The following is a 20,781-nucleotide window of genomic DNA, read 5'->3' on the forward strand; positions in this document are numbered from 1 at the left end:
GTTACATTCCGAACCCGGAAGCTAAGCCTCACAGCGCCGATGGTACTGCAGGGGGGACCCTGTGGGAGAGTAGGACACCGCCGAACAATTCTTGAGAAGAAGCCCCAACTCCCGGTGATTATCGGCGAGTTGGGGCTTTTTCGCGTTCGTTGCCGCTCGGACATGGTCACGACAGCAGGATGTCAGGGTCCTGTCACGGACCGGAGTCAGCGTTGTGCTCCATGGTCCTCACACGCACAGCGCGCACACAGCGCAGCAGCAGTGGACGCAGCAGAAACCGACGGCTCGCCGTCACCGTGATCGCGAGCACCGCCGTGCTCGCCACCGGAGCGGCCTTCACCCTCGCCGCCGGCAGCCAGGGCACCGCGGGGCCGAAGGGTGACGGAACCGCCATCACCCCCGTCGGCTACAAGGTCACCCCGGCCGGCAAGCAGGCCCAGCTCGGAGACCTCCCCCTCAACGCCGTTCTCTCGCCCGACAAGAGCATGCTCCTGGTGAGTAACGCCGGTCAGGGCACCCAGTCCCTCCAGCTGGTCGACGCCAAGGACTCGAAGGTCGTCCAGACCATCTCGTATCCGAGCCCGCAGGCCATCTTCACCGGCCTTGCCTTCAGCCCCGATGGCAAGCGCGCCTACGCCAGCGGCGGCGGGCGCGAAATCATCCACACCTATGACGTGCGGGGCGGGCGGCTCACCGAGACCAGCCCCATCAAGCTGCCGACCAAGAACCCGCAGGGCCAGCCCCTGAACATGTATCCGGCTGGGATCGCCGTGACCCCGGACGGGAAGCGGCTCGTCGTCGCCGACCGGCTCGCGGACGCCGCGACCGTCGTGAACCTGGCCGACGGGTCGATGTCGACCGTGGCCGTCGGGCACGCCCCGTACGGTGTAGTCCTCACGGATGGCGGTAAGACCGCCTACGTCACCAACCAGGGTGGCAACACGGTCAGCGTCCTCGACATCAGCAGGTCGGCCCCTGTCCGGCGGACCGCCATCAAGGTCGGGACCCACCCCAACGCCGTCATCGCCGACCCCGCGCAGAAGACCCTGTACGTCGCCAACGGCGACAGCGACCAGGTCAGCGTCATCGATGCGAAGACGCGGCAGGTCACCCGCACGATCGGGCTGTCTCCCTACCGGCACGCCCCTGTCGGCAGCAACCCCGACGCCCTCACGCTCTCCGAGGACGGGCGCCGGCTCTACGTCGCCAACTCCGGCAACAACGACATCGCCGTCGTCGGCCTGAACAGCGGGGCGACGGACGGGCTCATCCCCACCGCCTGGTACCCGACCTCCGTCATCGCCCAGGGCGGCAAGCTGTATGTCACCAACGCCAAGGGGCTCGGTGCCGGACCCAACAACGGTCCGGGTCACCCGAATCCCACCTCCACCGCGCCCCAGTCGCCCGACCAGTACTCGGGCTCGATGATCAAGGGCACCCTGTCGACCATCGGTCTCGACGGCGGGGACCGGCAGCTCAAGCTGTGGACGCGGACCGTCGTCGCCAACAACGGGTTCGAGCAGGGGGACAGCCCCCGGGCCACGGGCGCGATCGTGCCCCGGACGGTCGGCGAGAAGTCGCCCATCAAGCACGTCATCTATGTCGTCAAGGAGAACCGGACCTACGACCAGGAGTTCGGCTCCCTGCGCAAGGGCAACGGGGACTCCTCGCTCAACCTCTTCGGTGACGACTCCGTACCCAACGCCCGCGCGCTCCAGCGGCAGTTCGTGACGCTCGACAACTTCTACGCCGACGCCGAGGTGAGCGCGCAGGGCTGGAACTGGACCGTCGCGGCCAACTCCAACCCGTACGCCGAGGAGGGCTGGCCGGCCACCTACTCCGGGCGTAACCACACGTATCCCTCCGAGGGGAACGACCCGGCGATCGCGCCCAACAAGGACCCCGAGCACGCGTACATCTGGCAGCGGCTCGCGGACAAGGGCGTCAGCTTCCGGAACTACGGGTTCTATGCGAGCTCGGATGCGAACGGGAAGACCGTGGCCGCGGACCCCGTGCTCAACGCGCGGACCGACCACGGCTTCAAGGGCTTCGACATGAGCTGCCCCGACGCCGCGAACACCTTCCGCGCCAAGGCCACGACCTGCGGCAGCCCGCGGATCGAGGAGTGGAAGAAGGAGTTCTCCCAGTACGAGAAGAGCGGGAAGCTGCCCTCCTTCGAGATGGTGCGGCTGCCCAACGACCACACCGCCGGGACCATGGCCGGCGCACCGACCCCGAAGGCGTACGTCGCCGACAACGACTGGGCGCTCGGCCAGCTCGTCGACACCGTCTCGCACTCCAAGTACTGGAAGTCGACCGCGATCTTCGTGACCGAGGACGACGCCCAGAACGGTCCCGACCACGTGGACGCGCACCGGACGGTCTCGCAGGTCATCAGCCCGTACACGCGGACCGGACGGATCGACTCGACGTTCTACTCCACCGCGTCGATGGTGCGCACGATCGAGCTGCTGCTCGGCATCCAGCCGATGACGCAGTTCGACGCGTACGCCACCCCGATGGTGAACTCCTTCACGGCTCGGCCCAACGCGGCCGCGTACAAGGCCATCAAGCCGTCCACCGATCTGACCGCGGTGAACTCGGCCCATTCGCCGATGGCGGGCGTCTCCGCGAAGCAGAACCTCACCAAGGAGGACCAGATCGACGAGCGGACCTTCAACGAGGCGATCTGGAAGAGCGTGCGCGGGGCGGACTCCGTGATGCCGGAGCCGAAGCACACCCTGTACGCGGCCGCGCCGAAGGACCAGGCGAAGAAGGAGGATGACGACGCCTGATCATCGCCGGCGACGACCCACGATGACCGAGGTCGGCTGACCGCGCTCGGGTGCGGCCCCGCGAAAATGGGGCCGCACCTGTCGCGTCCCGCGGTTACCGTGGCCGCATGCATATCGACATCCGGCCCATACGCCCCGACGATTGGCCCGCGGTGAAGGAGCTGAGGCTCGCCGCGCTCCAGGACCCGGTGGCGCACCTCGCCTTTCTGGAGACCTACGAGGAGGCCCTCGCCAAGCCGGACTCCTTCTGGCAGGAGCGGGCGGAGGGGGGCGCCGAGGGAGCGGTCGGCGCGCAGCAGATCATCGCCGAGGCCCCGGACGGGACCTGGTGCGGCACCCTGACCGTGCTGGTCGAGGAGCCCGGGACGACGGACTGGGCCGGTTTTCCGGTGGAGCGGAAGCAGGGGCACGTCGTCGGCGTGTTCGTACGCCCGGAGCACCGGGGAACCGGGCTGACCAAGGCGCTGTTCGACGCCGGCCTGGAGTGGGCCTGGGGGCGCGGTGCCGAGCGGGTGCGGCTCATCGTGCACGAGGACAACGCGCGGGCCAAGTCCTTCTACGGCAAGGTCGGGTTCGTGGAGAGCGGGGTCACCGTGCCGCTGACGGGGCACTCGGGAGATTCCGAGCTGGAGATGGTGATCGAGCGGGCCTGACGGGCCGAACGGGCGCTACACCGGCAGTTCGAACTGTGGCCAGCGGGCCCGGGCCTGTTCGCGGGAGCGGAGCAGGGCCAGCGTCGGCAGGCCGCGGTCCGCTCCCGTGGAGAGCAGCTCCGGGAACTGGGGAAGCGGAGCCACGGCCGCCACGTCGTCGAGGACGAGGGTGAGTGGTGGGTCGAGGCGACCGGAGGATGACCGTTCGGCCATGCGCCGGCCGCGCTCGACCACGCTGGAGGCGAGGGCCGTCAGCAGCGGCATTGCACCAGGATGCTGCCGGGGGTCCTCGATGGATTCACCCACTACATAAAGCGTGCCCCCTTCATTCACGAAGGAATCCAAGGCGAGGCTGTCATTTCGGTTGGATGTGCATGCCTCGCGGATATTGACCGTGAAGAGGGAGGACAGGGCGCGTGCGGTCAACTCCTGGGCCATGTCCCTGCGTTCGGGGTGCGAGGTGAGCGCGGCCTCCAGTTCGCCGGCCGTGCCGGACGACGCCTTGGGGTTCGTCCGCAGCGCTCGTACCGCCTCCTGGACCTGGGTGCCCTGGGCCCAGCGGTGGATGTGCCGGATGGTGCGGCCCTCCACGGCGGCGGCGTGCAGATAGCTCCGCAGGAGCGTTTCCGCGGTGTCGGCGACCGCCTGGTCGATACGGGCCGTGGGGCGGACCGGGGCGAGCAGCGCGATGGCGCGGGCCGCGGCGGTCGCCTTGTCCTCGCAGCCCGCGGAGGGGGACCAGTGCAGCCGGGCCGGGGTGTCGCACAGGTGGGAGGGGTCGTAGAGGAGGACGGGGCCGAGTTTGCCACGGGCGTCCTTGGTCTCGGACCACAGGGCGGGGCCAGAGGTGATGACGAGCGCCGGGCCCTCCGCGTCGCGTACGGCCTGGGCGGCGACGGGGTGACGGGTGTCGGGCGTCCCGAGGACGACGGACGGCGGTGTCCGCGTGGCGGAGGGCGGAGCGGCGGAAACGGTCTGCTCGGCGCCCACGCCGATCTGCTGGGTGGCGGCCATCTGCTCAACCGTGGCCGTGAGAGCAACGGGTTCGCCCGTGAGGTGAACCGGCTCGGGCGTGACGGGGACGGGTGCGGGCGTGAGAGGAGCCGGCTCGGGGGTCGGCTGCTCCGCCACAGGCTGCTCCGCCGTACGGTGCTCGGCCCCTGCGGGCCGGGGAGCGGGAACAGCGGTCGAGGAGGCGTTCTGCCGCCGCGCCCGTACCGCCTTCCATCGCGCCACCGTGCCGATCACGAACACGGTCAGCACGAACAGCACCATCAGTTCGCCTATGAACAGGCCCCAGAACAGCCCGTATCCGGACAACTGGCCGGGAGGCGTGTCCGGCCAGGCGCCCGTGATGTCGTGCGGCTGGGTGATCAGATGGCGCATGGCCACGGGCGTACGGGTGAACCGGACGCCGTGCGGCCAGGCGCCCCGCGCGAACCAGCCCGCGACGCCGGTGGCCGTCCACACCATCAGCGTCACACCGAGCAGGAAGGCGATCACACCCACCAGCAGGCCGTCGGGGATGCCTCCCTGGCCGTCCCGCTGCTCCTTGCCTGGTCTCATCGAGGCCCCATGTCCTATGCCACCGTCGACTCGGACGAATCGTCCACGTCGCTCAGCCGCTGTTCCACGAACGCCGCCGCCCGCTCCTCCGCCTCCAGCTCCGCGGCGCGCAGCGCGTCGTCCGTCAGGTCGTCCGACGACTCCGTCATCGCACGGTCGGTGAAGACGAGCGGCCGTTCCATCTCCGTGACCAGGTGCTTGACCACCTGGACGTTGCCGTTGACGTCCCACACCGCGATGCCGGGCGTCAGGGTCGGGATGATCTCCACGGCCCACCTCGGCAGACCCAGCACCCGGCCGGTCGCCCGTGCCTCGTCCGCCTTTTGGGCATAAATGGTCCTCGTCGACGCCATCTTCAGGATCGCGGCAGCCTCCTTGGCCGCCGCCCCGTCCACGACGTCGCTCAGGTGGTGCACGACCGCCACGAAGGACAGACCGAGCCGTCGGCCGAACTTCAGCAGCCGCTGGAACAGCTGAGCCACGAAGGGGCTGTTGATGATGTGCCAGGCCTCCTCGACCAGGAAGATGCGCTTCTTCCGGTCGGGGCGGATCCAGGTGTGCTCAAGCCATACTCCGACGATCGCCATCAGGATGGGCATGGCGATCGAGTTGCGGTCGATGTGGGACAGGTCGAACACGATCAGCGGGGCGTCGAGGTCGATGCCGACCGTTGTGGGCCCGTCGAACATGCCCCTGAGGTCACCGTCGACCAGACGGTCCAGGACCAGTGCCACGTCCAGGCCCCAGGCCCGTACGTCGTCCAGGGCGACGTTCATCGCCTCGGCCGACTCCGGTTCGGGGTGCCGCAGTTGCTCGACGATGTCGGTGAGTACCGGCTGGCGCTGGACGATCGTCTCGTTGACGTATGCGTGCGCGACCTTCAGGGCGAAGCCGGCTCGCTCGTCCAGGCCGTGCCCCATCGCGACCTCGATGATCGTGCGGAGCAGCGCGAGCTGGCCCGTCGTAGTGATCGCCGGGTCGAGCGGGTTGAGCCGGATGCCGTGGTCCAGGGCGGCCGTCGGGTCGAGCCGGATGGGTGTTATCCCCAGCTCCTCCGCGATGAGGTTCCACTCGCCGACCCCGTCCTCACCCTGCGCGTCCAGGACCACGACCTGCCGGTCGCGGAACCGCAGCTGGCGCAGGACATACGTCTTCTCCAGCGCCGACTTGCCGTTGCCGGACTCGCCGAGGACGAGCCAGTGCGGCGCCGGGAGCTGCTGGCCGTACAGCTGGAAGGGGTCGTAGATGTAGCCCTTCCCGGAGTAGACCTCGCGGCCGATGATGACGCCGGAGTCGCCGAGGCCGGGTGCGGCCGTCGGCAGATAGACGGCCTGGGCCTGGCCCGTGGAGGTGCGGACGGGCAGCCGGGTCGTCTCGACCTTGCCGAAGAGGAAGGACGTGAAGGCGTCGGTCAGGACGGACAACGGATCCCGCATCAGGGCATTACCTCCGAATGCCGGTGGCGAAGGGGAGCGTGTTGACGAAGGCCCGGTGGTGCTCGCGGTCGCACCACTCCAGCTTCAGATAGGACTTGCCGGCCGAGGCACGGATGGTCCGCTTGTCGCGGGCGAGGGCTTCCGGCGAACGGGCGGAGACGGTGATGTAGCCGACCAGGTTGACGCCCGCGGCGCCGCTCGCGAGGTCCTCGCCGCGCTGGTCGAGGCGGGAGTGGGCGGCGATGTCACGGGGGTCGACGGTGCGGTTCATCTTGGCGGCGCGGCTGGCCTCGGCCTCGTCGTTCGTCTTCTCGGTCAGCATCCGCTCGATGGCGACCTCGGTGGGTTCGAGGTCCATGGTGACGGCGACCGTACGGATGACGTCCGGGGTGTGGACGAGCAGCGGGGCCAGGAAGTTCACGCCGACCGGGGTCATCGGCCACTCCTTGACCCAGGCGGTGGCATGGCACCAGGGCGCGCGTGTCGAGGACTCCCGGGTCTTCGCCTGGAGGTAGGTGGGCTCCATGGCGTCGAGTTCGGCGGGCCAGGCGTTGCGCCTGGTCATCGCCTGGATGTGGTCGATGGGGTGGTCGGGGTCGTACATGGAGTGGATCAGGGAGGCGAGCCGTCCCTGCCCCAGCGGCTGCCGTACGCGGATGTCGGCTTCCTGCAGCCGTGAGCAGATGTCGGTCAGCTCGCGCGCCATGACCACGGCGAGTCCCGCGTCCCGGTCGACCTTCTTGCCGCCCTGCGGCCGCGCGGCGCGCGCCATGGCCTGGGCCTCGGCGGCGAGTTCGCGGTTGAAGTGCATGCAGGCGACGAGGTAGGCGCGGTGCTGCTCGCTGCTCGTGGAGACCATGGACTGCAGCTGGTCGTACGACTGCTGCAGCCAGGCCGGAGAGCGGTCGTTGCCGCGCTGGGACACGTCCTTGGCGTGGGCGTCCGGGTCGGCGGGCAGCGTGCGGGCCAGCATCTGGAGCCGGGTGACGAAGCCGTCGCCGTTCGCGACGTGCTTGAGGAGTGTGCCGAAACGGTCGACGAGGGCCTCCTGGTCCTCGCTGTCGCGCAGTCCGACGCCGGGGCCCTCGATCTCGATGGCGGCGGTGACGGTCCGCCGGTCGGCGTGCAGGAGCACGGCGAGCTCGTCGGGCCCGAAGGGGGCGGCGAGCCAGGTGATGCGGCCGATGCCGGGGGGCGGTCCGATCTCGACCTCGCGCCCGTCGAAACGGGTCCCGGCCTCCATGACCCCCGACCGGTACGTGGTTCCCTGCCGCAGGGTGCGCTTGTAACTGCGGTTGATCTCGAACCACTTGTAGAACGTGCGGTGCTTGTACGGGACGTACACGGCGGCCAGCGCGAGCAGCGGGAAGCCCGTCAGCAGCACGATGCGCAGGGACAGGACGGGGACGAGGAGCCCGCACATCATGCCGAGGAACGCGCCCGCGATGATCAACGCGATCTCGCCGGTCTCGCGGTTGCGGCCGACGATCGCGTTCGGCCGGGCGCGGCCGATCAGATATGTCCGGCGGGGCGTGACCGGATGGGACACGTGGGACTCGGTCGTCAACGCCCTTCACCTCCCCTGCGGTTGGTACTGCTGTTGCGGGTGTTGCTGGCGTGGGGGGTGCTGGTCGGGCTGCTCCGCGGCGGGGGCGCGGCGGAGGGGACAGATCCGCCGCCGCCCGGCGTACGCGTGCTGTGCGCGGCCACACCGCCGGACGCGGGGTTGGCGGGGCGGGGCGGCACGCTGCCGCCGCCTGCTCCGCCGCCGTTGCTGTCGGCGCGCGTGCTGTGGGTCTTGATGCCCTGGGCGACGAGGGTCGCCGGGGAGCTGATGACGGCCGCGGCCTTGCCCTCGGCGCCCTGCATGAGGCGGTTGCTGCGGGAGGCGGCGATCTCGTCGCCGAAGCCGGGCACGAACCGGTAGATCATGGCGCTCGCGAAGATGGCGAGCAGGATGATGGCGAGTCCGGAGACGACGGCCGAGAAGGAGTTGGGGCCGTTGTCGGAGGAGAGCGCGCCGGCGAGCCCCAGGACGATGACGATGACGGGTTTGACGAGGATGACCGCGATCATGATCCCGGCCCAGCGCCGCACGTGTCCCCAGAGGTTCTTGTCGACGAGGCCCGCGTAGACGACGGTGCCGAGGAGGGCGCCGACGTAGAGCAGGGCGGCGCGGATGACGAGCTCCAGCCACAGGACGCCGGCGGCGAGGATCGACACCAGGGACACGACGATCAGCATGATCGGCCCGCCGCCGATGTTGTTGCCCTTGCTCAGGGCGCCGGAGAAGGTGCCGAAGAAGGTGTTCGTCTGGTCGCCGGTGGTCTTTGCGAGGACGTCGGTGACGCCGTCGGTGGCCGAGACGACGGTGTAGAGGATCAGCGGGGTGAAGGCGGAGGCGAGGACGGTCAGCCAGAGGAAGCCTATGGCTTCGGAGAGGGCGGTACCGAGGGGGACGCCGCGCACGGCCCTCTTCGCGACGGCGAGCAGCCACAGGAGGAGGGTGAGGATGGTCGAGGCGGCGAAGACGACGGCGTACTGCTGGAGGAACTTGGGGTTGGTGAAGTCGACGTTCGCGGTCTCCTTGACGGCCGCGGAGAGCTTGTCGATGGTCCAGGAGGCGGCGTCGGCACAGCCCTTGGCGAGGGAGGAGAGGGGGTCGAGGGTGTCGGTGAGGGGGTTGGAGCCGCCGCCGGATCCTCCGGAGGTGTTGCCTTTTTCGCAGTAGTCCTTGGCGGGACCGACGATGAGGTCGCAGTTGCTGCCTGACTGGGACGGCGACGGGGAGGGAGACGGTGCCGCTGTGGCTCGGGTGGCCAGCAGAACGACAGCGGTCTGCACCGCTGTGAGCGTAGCGGTGATCTTGAGGGCGCGGCGTTGGCTACCGGGCATAGGTGAAGCCTCCGAACTCCTCTACGGCCTTGGAGATCTCGTCGGACGTTGAGACCTTGTTGTCGCCGTTCACCGGCGCCGGGCCTTCCTTTTGGGAGAAGCTGTCGACCTTCCAGTCGCCGCCGGACCAGCGCAGCTGGAGCGTCATGGTGAACCAGTCGCTGCTGACCGGGTTGGTCGAGTCCTCGCCTGCCGTGCCGAACACCCCTGTGCACCAGACCTCGACGGTCGCCGTGGTGTTCGAATACTGGGTGGTCTTGGTGCCGATCGGCATCGTGCGCGAGACGTACGTGTGGCCTGCCGTCGGGTTGCCGTTCTCATCCAGCCCGACCTTGTTCAGGAAGTCCTTGCTGTACGCCTGGTTGAACTTGGCCTCGAGCGCGGGCACCTGGGTGGAGACGAACACCTGCTGCAGGATCTCGCTGCGCCGCGCGGGCTTGAGGATGTCGGCCGAAACCAGTACCACCGCATAGTTCGCGGCAGCGGACTGCGCCCCCTGCTGATCATGCGCAAACCCCGCCGGAATCCCCCCCGACTTCGACTCCACCGGCCGCGTCCCCGACGCTGCCGTGGGGGCCGACTGCGCCTTGTTGCCGCCGTCGTCGTTCGAAGAGGAACCGCCTCCACGGTTCGCGAAGGCGATCGCGGCGATCAGGAGGACGACCACCCCGACGACCGTGACCAGGCTTCGTGACGAGGACCGCCCGCGCCGGGCACCCCCGTACACGTCTCCGCCCCGGTCCGGCAGCCGCGTCCGCGTCTGACCGACACCGCCGTACTCTCCCTCGCCCCCGCCGGAGGCACCGTCACCGAGACTCACGCCGCGCACGCCCCCTCGACCTCATCGCCATTCCGTACTTCGTGTGGCAACACGTAGAAGTACGACGGTAGCCGTGCTGGTTCCCGCGCGGGCGCGGTGTGGTGACTCGACATCAGGGAAACGCAACCTCAGCCGGTGGGCGCGACGGACGGGTGGGTCGGAGGAGGGAACCGGGCGCGCCCGGACGGGACTGACGGCGCGCCAGGTGTGGCGTGGCGATCCGGGGCCGGGCCTAGACGGCCATGCCGTACACGATCGTGAACAGCGTGCCGAGTGAGCCGATGATGAAGACGCCGGTCAGGCCCGCGATGATGAGGCCCTTGCCCTGTTCGGCGCTGAACGTGTCGCGCAGGGCCGTCGCGCCGATGCGCTGTTTGGCCGCGCCCCAGATCGCGATCGCCAGGCAGAGCAGGATGGCGACGGCCATCACCACCTCGACCATCACGCGAGCCTCGTTGCCCAGACTGCCGAAGGGACCCCAGTCCGGGGCGATTCCGCCGATGATCGTGTTGATGTCGCCTTTTGCGGCCGCGAGATGCATGTAAGTCACCGCCCCTGGTGGGTAGTTCCGTACCCCCTGCCACGGTCGCAGAGGTCAGGGTCATTCTCGCCGACAATGACGCTGTCGTATGTCGACTTGGCGTCATTGATTGGCGGGTTTCGTACGTATCCCTTGCCTCCGGCCCCCGCGAGACCCTCAGGGGAGACGTGGGGCGGTATACGAAGGGGCGTATGGTCACTCTGTGTATCATGGCAGGTCACGCGGGGCAATGAGGCCGAAGCGGAACCTGTCGTGTGGTTCCGTCGTTAACCCCTCCTGCATCGCGATCACCCGGGTGGGCGTGCGACGCGGCCCGCGCATCCGGCCCGTTCCATACGGGTGTCACCCGTCCGAGCGGAAGGCTATCCCCGGGGTGACGTGAGTAGTGCGGCGGGTGGGGTTGAGTATCCGCGCGCTGCCGGGGAAGCGGGGCCGGACGGTGAACTGTCGTCATGCATACGACTTCGCAGGCGTCCCCGGTCGTCCCGGCGCCCTCCGCCCGGGGGGCCGCCGTAGATGAGCGCTGGTGGGTGGTTTTGGTGCTGTGCACGCCGCTCGCGCCGGCCCTGGGCTGCCTGGACTACGCGTACTCGGCGTTCACGGGTGCCCCGCTGATCTGGGCGGTGGGATATCTGCTCCCGGCGGGCCTGCTGACGCGCGCTTGGCTGCTGCCCAGGACGCGGGCGCACCGGCCCGAGCGCCGGGGTCTCGCCGTCGCGGCCTGCGCGACGGCGTTCCTGTACACGAAGGTTCTGACGCCCGTGGTGTACGCCGTGGCCTTCGTGCTGTGGGTGGCATACGGGAGCGACTGACTCCGCCTCTTCCCCGGAGTCGGCGAACGGGCCGCAGGCGGAAGCCGCGGCCCGTTCCTCCCGGCGTCACTGGCAGAAGGAGTCCCCACGCATCTCCCCCGGCCGGCTCCCCCGTGCCCGGAGGTCAGCCGGTGAAGGCCGCGACTCCCTCCGGGGTCCCCCAGCCGGTCGGGCCGTCGTAGCCCGACTGTGCGGTGCACAGGTAAGTGGGGGAGCAGGTGCCGTTGTTGCCGCTGGTCACGTCGTTCAGTGCCGAGGTGCCGGCCGCGGTGTAGGGGAACTTCGCCGGGTAGGAGCCGCTGGACGGCGTCCCCGCGAGGGCGTACACGCTTGCGATGATCGGGGACGAGGCGCTGGTGCCGCCGAAGGTGTACCAGCCGGCCGTGACGCCGTACGAGTCGTAGACGGAGACGCCGGTCGCCGGGTCGGCGACGGCCGCCACGTCGGAGATGGTCCGCCCGGAGCAGCCGGTGTCGGTCTGCCAGCTCGGCTTCGCGTCGTACGCGGAGCAGCCGGAGCCCGTGCCCTCGGTGCTGCTGGTCTTCCACACGGACTCGGTCCAGCCGCGGGAGGCCGAGGACGATTTCGACAGGGCGGTGCCGCCGACGGCCGTGACGTACTTCGAGGCGGCCGGGTACTCGGCGCCGTAGCCGCTGTCACCGGCGCTGACGGTGATGGCGACGCCGGGGTGGTTGAAGTAGGAGGAGTCGTACGTGGTGTCGGAGGAGGACTCCGAGCCGCCGTAGCTGTTGGAGACGTACTTCGCGCCGAGCGTGACCGCCTCGTTCACCGCCGTGCCGAGGTTGGCCATGGTGGCGGACTTGGCCTCGACGAGCAGGATGTTGCAGTTGGGGCAGATGGCGCTGGCCATGTCGAGGTCGAGGGAGATCTCCTCGGACCAGCCGGAGTCGCTGCGGGGCAGGGAGGTCGTGGAGCCGGTCTGGCTGACCTTCTTGAAGCAGCCGTTGGCGGTGGTGCAGGCCGACAGGCCGTAGTAGGAGCGGTATTTGGCGAGGTCGGACTCGGCGTTCGGGTCGTTGTACGCGTCGACGATCGCGATGGTCTCGCCGGAGCCGTTGGAGGAGGCGGCGGAGGTCAGACCGTAGGCGGACTGGAGGTCGCTGGGCCCGTAGCCGGACGGGGTGGCTGCGTCGGCGGCCTTCGGGGTGATGCCCTCCGCCGTGGACCGTGCCTTCTGGAAGGCGGTGAGGCCGCCGGTGACGCGCAGCGCCTTGCAGGCCATCTCGCCGGCCCTGCCCGGAACGGCACAGGCGCGGGTCCATGTGACCTTCGAGGACGTGGTGTTCGCCGCGGCGTCCGCGTGGACGGCGGTACCGAAACCGGCGAACACGAGGGCGACGGTGGCGGCGGCAGCGGAGCCGACACGGCGCCATCCGCCGCGCGGGGCAGGTCTGTTCGCTCTGTCGGAGGGTGAGGTGCGCAACGTACTGCCTCCTGAGTATGGGGTGACAGGGGCGGTGCGGGTGCCTGCTTCACGCCGGTACGGTGTCCCCGGCGTCGGGCCGAGCGGGCCCGCGGAAGACGATGACTTGTTGAGTACGTGACAACAAGAGTCCTGTGGAATCCCGACCTCCGCCTTACTGAACGAGGCCAGTGCATTACGCGCCGATGGCCGCTCGATGGCCGGTTCCTGGCGGCTGCTTGACCGACTCATAGGTATTGCAAGGGATTTCGGCCGGCCGGCGAACCACCGCTGACGTGGAGGAGACGGGCCTGACAGGTCGGAGACGGGCCGCGACTGGTTGCCGCGGCCCGTCTTCTGAAGGATGCCGCCCGTAAGTCCCCACTTACTTGCCGACGACATCCGTCATGCGCTCGGAGGGAGGATCAGCCGGTGAAGGCGTCCGTCCCCTCCGGGGTGCCCCAGCCGGTCGGGCCGTCGTAGCCGGAGCCGGCGGTGCAGAAGTAGCTCGTGGAGCAGGAGCCGTTGCTGCCGCTGGTCACGTCGTTGAGGGCGGACGTGCCGGCCGCGTTGTACGGGAACTGCGCCGGGTACGAACCGCTGGACGGGGTGCCGGCGAGGGCGTACACACCCGCGATGATCGGCGCCGAGGCGCTGGTGCCGCCGTAGGTCACCCAGCCGGTGCCGTCGCCGTAGGTGTCGTAGACCGAGACGCCGGTCGCCGGGTCGGCGACGGCCGAGACGTCGGCGATCATGCGCTTCGAGCAGCCGGAGTCGGTCTGCCAGGACGGCTTGGCGTCGTACGAGGAGCAGCCGGAACCGGTGCCCTCGGTGCTGCTCGTGTTCCACACCTTCTCGGTCCAGCCGCGGCTGTTGGAGGAGGTGGAGAGCGCGGTGCCGCCGACGGAGGTGACGTACTTCGAGGCGGCCGGGTACTCGGCGCCGTAGCCGTTGTCGCCCGCGCTCACGGTGATCGCGACGCCCGGGTGGTTGAAGTACTTGGAGTCGTAGGTGGTGTCGGAGGAGGACTCCGAGCCGCCGTAGCTGTTGGAGACAAACGTCGCGCCGAGCTTGACGGCCTCGTTCACCGCGGTGCCCAGGTTGGCCATCGAGGACGACTTGGCCTCGACGAGCAGGATGTTGCAGTTCGGGCAGACGGCGCTGGCCATGTCCAGGTCGAGCGAGATCTCACCGGCCCAGCCGCTGTCGGCGGAGGGGAGGGAGGTCGTGGAGCCGGTCTGGCTGACCTTCGTGAAGCAGCCGTTGCCGGACGTGCAGTCCGGGAGGCCGTAGTACGAGCGGTACTGCGCGAGGTCGGACTCGGCGTTCGGGTCGTCGTATGCGTCGACGATCGCGATGGTCTCACCGGAGCCGTTGGAGGAGGCGGCGGAGGTCAGACCGTAGGCGGACTGGAGGTCGCTCGGGCCGTAGCCGGTGGGGGAGTCGGCGGCGGCCTTGGGGGAGATCGCCTTGGGCGTGATGCCGTCCGCCGTGGCCCGCTGCTTCTGGAAGGCCGTGATGCCGCCTGTCACGCGCAGGGCGTTGCAGGCCATCTCGCCCTTCTTCTTGGGCACGGCGCACGACCGGGTCCATGTCACCTTGGTGGAGGTGGACTTGGCGGCGGTCGTCGAGGCCGCGCTCGCATGAGCCGCGGTGCCGAGGCCGGTCAGCACGAGGGCCGCGGTGGCGACGGCGGCCGAGCCGATGCGGCGCCACCTGCCGCGTATGGCCGGTCTGTTGGGGGGTGTCGTACGCAAGGTGCGTTCTCCTGATCCGTGTTGACATGGGGGGATGCGTGCGGGTGCGTCGCCGGTACGGTGTTCCGGCGACGAGGCGGCGGCCCGCGCACGACACTGACTTGTTGAGTACGCGACAAACAAGAGGGTTCGGGATTCCTGACTTCCGCATTGCCGAACCGAGGCGCTCGCCTTACCGGTCAATGGCCGGGGCCTGGCAGTGGCTTGACGCGGCTCACAGAACACGCATGGGATCGAAGGGTCTACGCGCATCTGCCTGCGGCTGTGTGCGAGCGCGCTCCTCCTGCTTTATTTCGCTCATGGCTTATATAAGAGGTGGCTGATACGTTGTGCCCATGCACGCTTTCGATGTGCTCGGAGATCCCGTGCGCCGCAGGATCCTCGAACTGCTCGCGGACGGCGAGATGACGTCCGGGGCGGTCTGCGAGGTCATCACGGCGGAGTTCGGGATATCGCAGCCCGGTGTCTCCCAGCACCTGAAGGTGCTGCGCGAGAACGGCTTCGCGACGGTGCGCCCGGAGGGCACCCGTCGGCTGTACGCGGTGAACTCGGAGCCGTTGAGGGACGTCGACGAGTGGATCGGCCGCTTCCGCCGGCTCTGGGCCCCGCGGCTGGACGCACTGGAGACGGAGCTGGCGCGCGGAAGGCGGCAGCGTCGTGGGGAAGGAGAGAGGGATGGTTGACGGCACCGATGTGACACACGAGATCAATGCGGTACGGCGACAGGTGGGCCGGAGGGTCTTCAAGGAGGGCGAGGCGCGGGCGGTGACCGTCTCGCGGACGTACGACTCGCCTCTCGACGACGTCTGGGACGCGTGTACGAACCCCGAGCGCATCCCGCGCTGGTTCCTGCCCGTCTCGGGGGACCTGCGCGTCGGCGGCCGTTTTCAGCTCGAGGGCAACGCGAGCGGCACGATCGAACGGTGCGACCCGCCCAAGAGCTTCTTGGCGACCTGGGAATACGGCGGTGAGGTCAGCTGGATCGAGCTGCGGCTGACGCCGGTGGCGGAGGAGCGGACGCGGTTCGAACTGGAACACATCGCTCATGTGGACGACGAGCGATGGGCGGAGTTCGGCCCGGGTGCGGTGGGTGTGGGCTGGGACCTGGGCCTGCTGGGTCTGTCCCGGCACCTGGCTTCCGGGGCGTCCGTGGACCCGGCAGAGGGTATGGCCTGGGTGGCGTCCGACGAGGGCCGCCGCTTCGTGACGCTGAGCAGCGAAGCGTGGGGTGCGGCGAACGCGGCGGCGGGTGAGCCGGAGGAGGCCGCGCGAGCGGCGGCGGAGCGGACGACGGCGGCGTACACGGGCGGCTAGGACGCGCCGGCCTCTGGGGGCAGAGCTCGGCACAGAGGAGGACGTTCCCCGGTGGCCAGGGGTTGCTTCTCGTACGTGTGTACGTCAACTTCTCGGGGTAGGGCTTGCCCGGTGAGCCCTGTGCGTCCGAAGGGTGAATCAGCTGTAGGCCGAACGAGGGGCTTGACCTGCGGAAATGGAACCTCATAGAAGAATTTCAGAGTGCTCTCAGGATTTTTCTCACCTTCGTGGGTCACAGTGGAAGGCGATGAACCGCATCACACGCCCCTCTGGCAACCGCCGGCACGCGTTTTTCGGTGCCATCGTGCTGTTGGCCGTCACGTCCTCCTCCGTGGCGGCCGCCGACGGCGGGCCCGGCCCACTGGGCCTGACGGCCCAGGCCGAGGTCAACTCGGCCAGCTCGCGGATCGGCGCGCTCTTCGGCGCGAGCGGCGCCCTGGAGGGCGGCCACTTCTGCACCGGCTCGGTGGTGCACAGCAAGGGCCACAATGTGATCGTCACCGCCGCGCACTGCCTGGGCAGCGGCACCATCTGGTTCGCCCCCGGCTACCGGGACGGCAGGGCGCCGTACGGGATCTGGAAGGTGGCCCAGACCTACGTCGGGGACGCCTGGAGCGGTGGCCAGGACGAGGACAGCGATGTCGCCTTCGCCACACTGGAGTCCATCGGCGGCGTCAACGTCGAGGACATCGTCGGCGGCAACAAGTTTGTGACGGGACGTGAGACCGGCGCCACCGCCGTCACGGTCACGGGATACCCCGACTCCCAGGAAGCCCCGATCATCTGCACGAACAAGCCGACCGCGCACAGCCGTACCCAGCAGCGCATCGACTGCCCCAGTTTCACCAGCGGTACGAGCGGCAGCCCCTGGGTGAACGGCGACGACGAGGTCGTGGGCATCCTGGGAGGCCATGAACAGGGCGGCGACACCCCGGACATCTCCTACAGCGTCGTCCTGGGCGGCGAGGCCTCGAAGCTGTACCGGTCCGCCTCGGGCCAGTAACCGCGGCCCTCGTCGGGCCCTTTGGGCTCAGCCGCGCCCCATTGCCCCTGTGGTGGCCGATCTTGTGCGTTCCTGACGGCCGGACCAGGACCTTCCCGGGTCCGTAGACTCTTCGCGCCCCTACACTGACCCTCGGCGTACTCCCGGGCGGCGAGGGGCGGTTGACGGTGCGTAAGGCGGGGATCTGGGCGACCGTTGCCGTCGGTGCCGCGCTGAGCTTCGTGATGCTGCTGGTCGTCGGGGTCTACATGGCCGCCGGGAACCTCATGAACGGCATCGGCGGGACCGTCGGGCTCGCCAAGAACGCCGTCCCCGCAGCGTATGCGTCGATCGTGCAGAAGTGGGGCAACCTGTGCAGCGCGATCAACCCCGCGCTGCTCGCCGCCCAGCTCTACCAGGAGAGCGGCTTCAACCCGAACGCCAAGAGCCCCGCGAAGGCAGAGGGGATAGCGCAGTTCATCCCCGGCACCTGGGCCATCCATGGCATCGACGGCAATGGCGACGGGGTCGCCGACGTCTGGGACCCCCGCGACGCGATCCCGTCGGCCGCCTCGTACGACTGCAAGCTCGCCTCCTACGTCAAGACCGTGCCGGGCAACCCGACGGACAACATGCTCGCCGCCTACAACGCGGGAGCCGACGCGGTCATCCGGAACGGGGGCGTGCCGCCGTACAAGGAGACCCAGAACTATGTGAAGACGATCACGACCCTGGAGAAGAGCTTCGCCGCGCCCGTGCAGCGGGTCGACCCGTCGAAGCAGGCGGCCGGGGCGATCTACTACGCGCAGAAGAAGCTCGGCACCCCCTATCTGTGGGGCGGCGACGGCACCGCCGACCAGGGCGGTCGCTTCGACTGCTCAGGGCTGACCAAGGCCGCGTACGAGAGCGTGGGCATCACGCTGCCGCGTGTCGCCAACGACCAGTACAACGCCGGACCGCACCCGAAACGGGATGAACTCCTCCCGGGCGACCTGGTGTTCTTCTCGAACGACCCGACCGATTCCCGCGCCATCCATCACGTCGGGATCTACGTCGGCGGCGGCTACATGATCGACGCGCCCAGGACGGGTGCCGTGATCCGGTTCGACCCGATCGACACCCGTGACTACTTCGGTGCGACGCGTGTCACCGAAGATGGCGCGAAAGCGCTGCCCACTTCGGTGTGAATCGGGTTGTGAACGGCGCACGCAAGGGCGCGCGCTGGCCGGAACTCTCCGTTAAACGCGCCCTCTGAGCTGCGAAGACGAGTCTCTCTTCGATAACGTCTGCGTGATCATTCGGTGGAGTGTGGAACGTAGACAAGAGGACTGTGCGTTCCTTCTGACGTAGAGCGTTGACGTACGGCAGCGGCGTGACGTGGAGCGGATCTACAGCCACGGGGGTGGTGAAGCGGCGCGCGCACGGGTGCGTCCGCAACGGGACAGACGACGAAGGGGCCGCGCACGATGGCTGGACTCGCCGAATCCGGGTCGAACCCCGACGTCGATCTCCTTTATGACATCAATGGCCTGGCCAAGGATGCGCCGCACTGGTTCGACCGCCTCATGGAGTTCGTCGGCGAGTACGGCCTGCTGCTCGCCATGGTTCTGCTCGTCCTGTGGTGCTGGTGGAGTGTGCGCCGACGGGGCGGCGAGGACGCGGCGTCCTCCGTGGCCGCGCTCATCTGGGCCCCGCTGGCCGCCGGACTCGCCGTGCTGGTGAACGTGCCGATCCGGGGATTCGTGCAGCGCCCGCGTCCGTTCGTCGACCACCAGGGCCTCGACGTCCTCGTCACCGGCAAGTCCGACTACTCCTTCGTCAGCGACCACGCCACGCTCACGATGGCCATGGCGGTCGGACTCTTCGTCGCCAGCCGGAAGTTCGGGCTCATCGGCCTCGGACTCGCCCTCTTCGAAGGTTTCTGCCGCGTCTACATGGGCGTGCACTACCCGACGGACGTCGTCGGCGGCTTCGCCCTCGGCACGGCCGTCGCCCTGCTGCTCTCCCCGCTCGCCACGGCGCTGCTCACCCCGCTCACCAAGGCGATCGAGCGCTCGCCGCGCGCCGGTTGGCTGATCCGGGCACGCGGGGCGCGTACCCCGGACGCCGTGCTTCCGGGGGCGCGGACGGAGTCGGCGGCTCAGGAGCGGGATCTGGCGGCGTGAGCCTGCCGGTGGCTACAGCGACTGCGGGAACGTGAAGAACCCGTCGGGGTCGTACTGGTGCTTCAGCTGCGTCAGCCGGCCCGCCGCATCCCCGTAGTACGCCTTCCGCCAGTTCGTCAGGTTCGGGTCCGTGTAGTTCTGGTACGCGGCCCCGGACGCGTAGCTGCGCATGGACGCGTGTGCGGACGTCAGCCAGGACTGGGCCGTCGTGCCGGACGCGCCCGCGCGCCAGCTCGCGATGTACTGCGCCAGCATGCGCGAACGGCGGTGGACGAACGCCGTCGCCGTCGGCGAGACCCGGTTGACCGCACCGCCCAGCGCGGTGAACGCGACGCTGCCGGCGCCGCCCCGCACCTGCGCCACCTGGTTCAGGATCGTCTGGATGCCGGCCGCGGGGATCGAGCGGTCGAAGAAGTCCGAGCGGGCCGCGTACGTCTCGCGGCCGAGGGCGCCCTGCGGGGAGCGGCCCGGCGTCGAGCCCGGCAGATGGCACTGGGCGGCGGTGGGGAAGGACGAGCAGCCCGCGTACGCCTCCATCGCGCCCTCGTACGAATGCCGCTTGAGTGAGACGCTGCGCGCCGGGGAGCCGACCTTCTCGGCCAGTCGGTCGACGGCGTTCTGGAGTTCGCCGTACGTGCCGAGCGAGAACGCGGCGACGGAGACGGTGGGCGAGCCGCCGTTCTCGAGGTGGCAGGAGGACCAGATCTCGTCGGGCTGGGACGGGCCCCACTCCTGCCACGCCTTGAGCACGGCCGCGGCCTTCGACCACGGCCAGGTCACGTACGCGGACACGGCCTGCGGCGCTGGGTGCGTCTTGAAGCGCAGCTCGGTGACGACGCCGAAGTTGCCGTTGCCCGCGCCGCGCAGGGCCCAGAAGAGGTCCTTGTTCTGGGTGGCGTTCGCGACGAGTTGCTTGCCGTCCGCGGTGATGAGGGTGGCCTGCGTGAGGCTGTCGCAGGTCAGTCCGTACGCCCGGGAGACCACGCCGTGGCCGCCGCCGAGGGTGAGACCGGAGACGCCGACGCTGGGGCAGGAACCGGCGGGTATCGTCACGCCCTTCGCGGTGAGCGTGCGGTAGACGTCGATCAGCTTGGACCCGGCACCGATGACGGCTTCGCCCGCGCTCGCGCGGATGGTGTTCAGCTTGCTCACGTCGAGGATCAGCCGGCCGTTCCCGGAGGACCAACCGGCGTAGGAGTGACCGCCGTTGCGTATCGCGACCTTGATGTTGTGGGCATGGGCGTACGACAGCACGCTGCGGATGTCGTCGGAGTGCGCCACGTACGCCACCGCCGCGGGCGTCAGGGAGTCGTAGCGGGTGTTGTAGAGCTGGTGCGCGGTGGCCCAGGCACGGTCGCCGGGGCGGACCAGGATGCCGTCCAGGTCCTTGGCCAGGGCGGTCCAGTTGGCGGCGGCACGGGTGCTGGTGGTGCTCGTACGTATGGATGTGTCGGCGGCGGTTGAGCCGCTCGCGGCGCTGGTGCACGCGGTGGTGACCGTCGTCGCGAGCGCGGCGGTGGCTCCGCCGATGAACGTACGCCGTTGCATGTGCGCCTCCCTTGGGTTTCGTGGAACGAGACGGAGCCTCGTGGCGGGAGGTTCCGCAAGGGAATGCCACAGAA

The 20,781-nt window shown here is 69.2% G+C and carries 17 protein-coding genes and 1 rRNA gene; 9 read left to right on the forward strand and 9 right to left on the reverse strand.

Going from position 1 to position 20,781, the window contains the following annotated elements; genetic code table 11:
• The 3 genes from rrf to ABT186_RS20700 form a co-directional block, all read left to right on the forward strand.
• Nucleotides 1–86: ribosomal RNA gene (gene rrf, locus ABT186_RS20690) — 5S ribosomal RNA — on the forward strand; the annotation flags it as partial.
• 135 nt (nt 87–221) lie between these two features.
• Nucleotides 222–2,795 (forward strand): beta-propeller fold lactonase family protein, encoded by a 2,574-nt coding sequence (locus tag ABT186_RS20695; protein WP_351232254.1) that lies wholly within the window; start codon nt 222–224, stop codon nt 2,793–2,795.
• Between the two features lie 107 nt (nt 2,796–2,902).
• Nucleotides 2,903–3,448: a GNAT family N-acetyltransferase gene (locus ABT186_RS20700; protein ID WP_351232252.1), complete on the forward strand. Its 546-nt coding sequence runs from the start codon at nt 2,903–2,905 to the stop codon at nt 3,446–3,448.
• A gap of 15 nt (nt 3,449–3,463) precedes the next feature.
• Here the strand turns inward: ABT186_RS20700 and ABT186_RS20705 are convergent, their stop codons facing one another.
• The 6 genes from ABT186_RS20705 to ABT186_RS20730 all read right to left on the reverse strand — a co-directional run bounded on the left by ABT186_RS20705 (nt 3,464) and on the right by ABT186_RS20730 (nt 10,706).
• Nucleotides 3,464–5,014, reverse strand: coding sequence for a TraM recognition domain-containing protein (locus ABT186_RS20705; RefSeq protein ID WP_351232250.1), 1,551 nt, complete (start codon nt 5,012–5,014; stop codon nt 3,464–3,466).
• Nucleotides 5,015–5,028: 14 nt separating this feature from the next.
• Complete coding sequence (locus ABT186_RS20710) at nt 5,029–6,450, reverse strand: ATP-binding protein (protein ID WP_351232248.1); 1,422 nt, start codon at nt 6,448–6,450, stop codon at nt 5,029–5,031.
• A 7-nt stretch (nt 6,451–6,457) separates the two neighbouring features.
• A complete protein-coding gene (locus ABT186_RS20715) occupies nt 6,458–8,017 on the reverse strand; it encodes an SCO6880 family protein (RefSeq protein ID WP_351926199.1) in 1,560 nt (519 codons plus the stop codon).
• On the reverse strand, nt 8,014–9,345 hold the full coding sequence (locus ABT186_RS20720) for a hypothetical protein (protein WP_351926201.1): 1,332 nt from the start codon (nt 9,343–9,345) through the stop codon (nt 8,014–8,016). Before ABT186_RS20720 ends, ABT186_RS20715 begins: the two co-directional genes overlap by 4 nt.
• Nucleotides 9,335–10,165: a DUF8175 domain-containg protein gene (locus tag ABT186_RS20725; protein ID WP_351926203.1), complete on the reverse strand. Its 831-nt coding sequence runs from the start codon at nt 10,163–10,165 to the stop codon at nt 9,335–9,337. The genes ABT186_RS20720 and ABT186_RS20725 overlap by 11 nt, the downstream gene beginning before the upstream one ends.
• Nucleotides 10,166–10,397: 232 nt before the next feature.
• Nucleotides 10,398–10,706 (reverse strand): DUF8827 family protein, encoded by a 309-nt coding sequence (locus ABT186_RS20730; RefSeq protein ID WP_043441655.1) that lies wholly within the window; start codon nt 10,704–10,706, stop codon nt 10,398–10,400.
• A gap of 452 nt (nt 10,707–11,158) precedes the next feature.
• Here ABT186_RS20730 and ABT186_RS20735 point away from each other — a divergent pair, with 452 nt between their 5' ends.
• Nucleotides 11,159–11,518, forward strand: a complete 360-nt coding sequence (locus tag ABT186_RS20735) for a hypothetical protein (protein WP_351232240.1) — start codon at nt 11,159–11,161, stop codon at nt 11,516–11,518.
• 124 nt (nt 11,519–11,642) lie between these two features.
• On the opposite strand, the gene ABT186_RS20740 is transcribed toward ABT186_RS20735, so the two are convergent.
• On the reverse strand, nt 11,643–12,962 hold the full coding sequence (locus tag ABT186_RS20740; RefSeq protein WP_351232238.1) for a S53 family peptidase: 1,320 nt from the start codon (nt 12,960–12,962) through the stop codon (nt 11,643–11,645).
• A 404-nt stretch (nt 12,963–13,366) separates the two neighbouring features.
• A complete protein-coding gene (locus ABT186_RS20745; RefSeq protein WP_351232236.1) occupies nt 13,367–14,698 on the reverse strand; it encodes a S53 family peptidase in 1,332 nt (443 codons plus the stop codon).
• Nucleotides 14,699–15,033: 335 nt separating this feature from the next.
• Here ABT186_RS20745 and ABT186_RS20750 point away from each other — a divergent pair, with 335 nt between their 5' ends.
• The 5 genes from ABT186_RS20750 (at nt 15,034) to ABT186_RS20770 (ending at nt 19,159) form a co-directional block, all read left to right on the forward strand.
• Nucleotides 15,034–15,381: an ArsR/SmtB family transcription factor gene (locus ABT186_RS20750; protein WP_351232234.1), complete on the forward strand. Its 348-nt coding sequence runs from the start codon at nt 15,034–15,036 to the stop codon at nt 15,379–15,381.
• Nucleotides 15,374–16,012 carry an SRPBCC family protein gene (locus tag ABT186_RS20755; RefSeq protein ID WP_351232232.1) on the forward strand — a complete coding sequence of 213 codons (639 nt, stop codon included), beginning with the start codon at nt 15,374–15,376 and terminating at the stop codon, nt 16,010–16,012. The genes ABT186_RS20750 and ABT186_RS20755 overlap by 8 nt, the downstream gene beginning before the upstream one ends.
• Before the next feature lie 247 nt (nt 16,013–16,259).
• Nucleotides 16,260–17,015, forward strand: a complete 756-nt coding sequence (locus ABT186_RS20760; protein WP_351232230.1) for a trypsin-like serine peptidase — start codon at nt 16,260–16,262, stop codon at nt 17,013–17,015.
• Nucleotides 17,016–17,176: 161 nt separating this feature from the next.
• Nucleotides 17,177–18,181: a C40 family peptidase gene (locus ABT186_RS20765; RefSeq protein ID WP_351232228.1), complete on the forward strand. Its 1,005-nt coding sequence runs from the start codon at nt 17,177–17,179 to the stop codon at nt 18,179–18,181.
• 279 nt (nt 18,182–18,460) lie between these two features.
• Entirely contained in the window at nt 18,461–19,159 is a 699-nt protein-coding gene (locus ABT186_RS20770; protein ID WP_351232226.1) for a phosphatase PAP2 family protein, read from the forward strand.
• A 12-nt stretch (nt 19,160–19,171) separates the two neighbouring features.
• On the opposite strand, the gene ABT186_RS20775 is transcribed toward ABT186_RS20770, so the two are convergent.
• Nucleotides 19,172–20,707 carry an FAD-binding oxidoreductase gene (locus tag ABT186_RS20775; RefSeq protein ID WP_351232225.1) on the reverse strand — a complete coding sequence of 512 codons (1,536 nt, stop codon included), beginning with the start codon at nt 20,705–20,707 and terminating at the stop codon, nt 19,172–19,174.
• Nucleotides 20,708–20,781 lie beyond the last annotated feature (74 nt).

The sequence above is a fragment of the Streptomyces sp. NPDC001634 genome, assembly GCF_040298185.1.
In the GTDB taxonomy this organism is placed as follows: Bacteria; Actinomycetota; Actinomycetes; order Streptomycetales; family Streptomycetaceae; genus Streptomyces.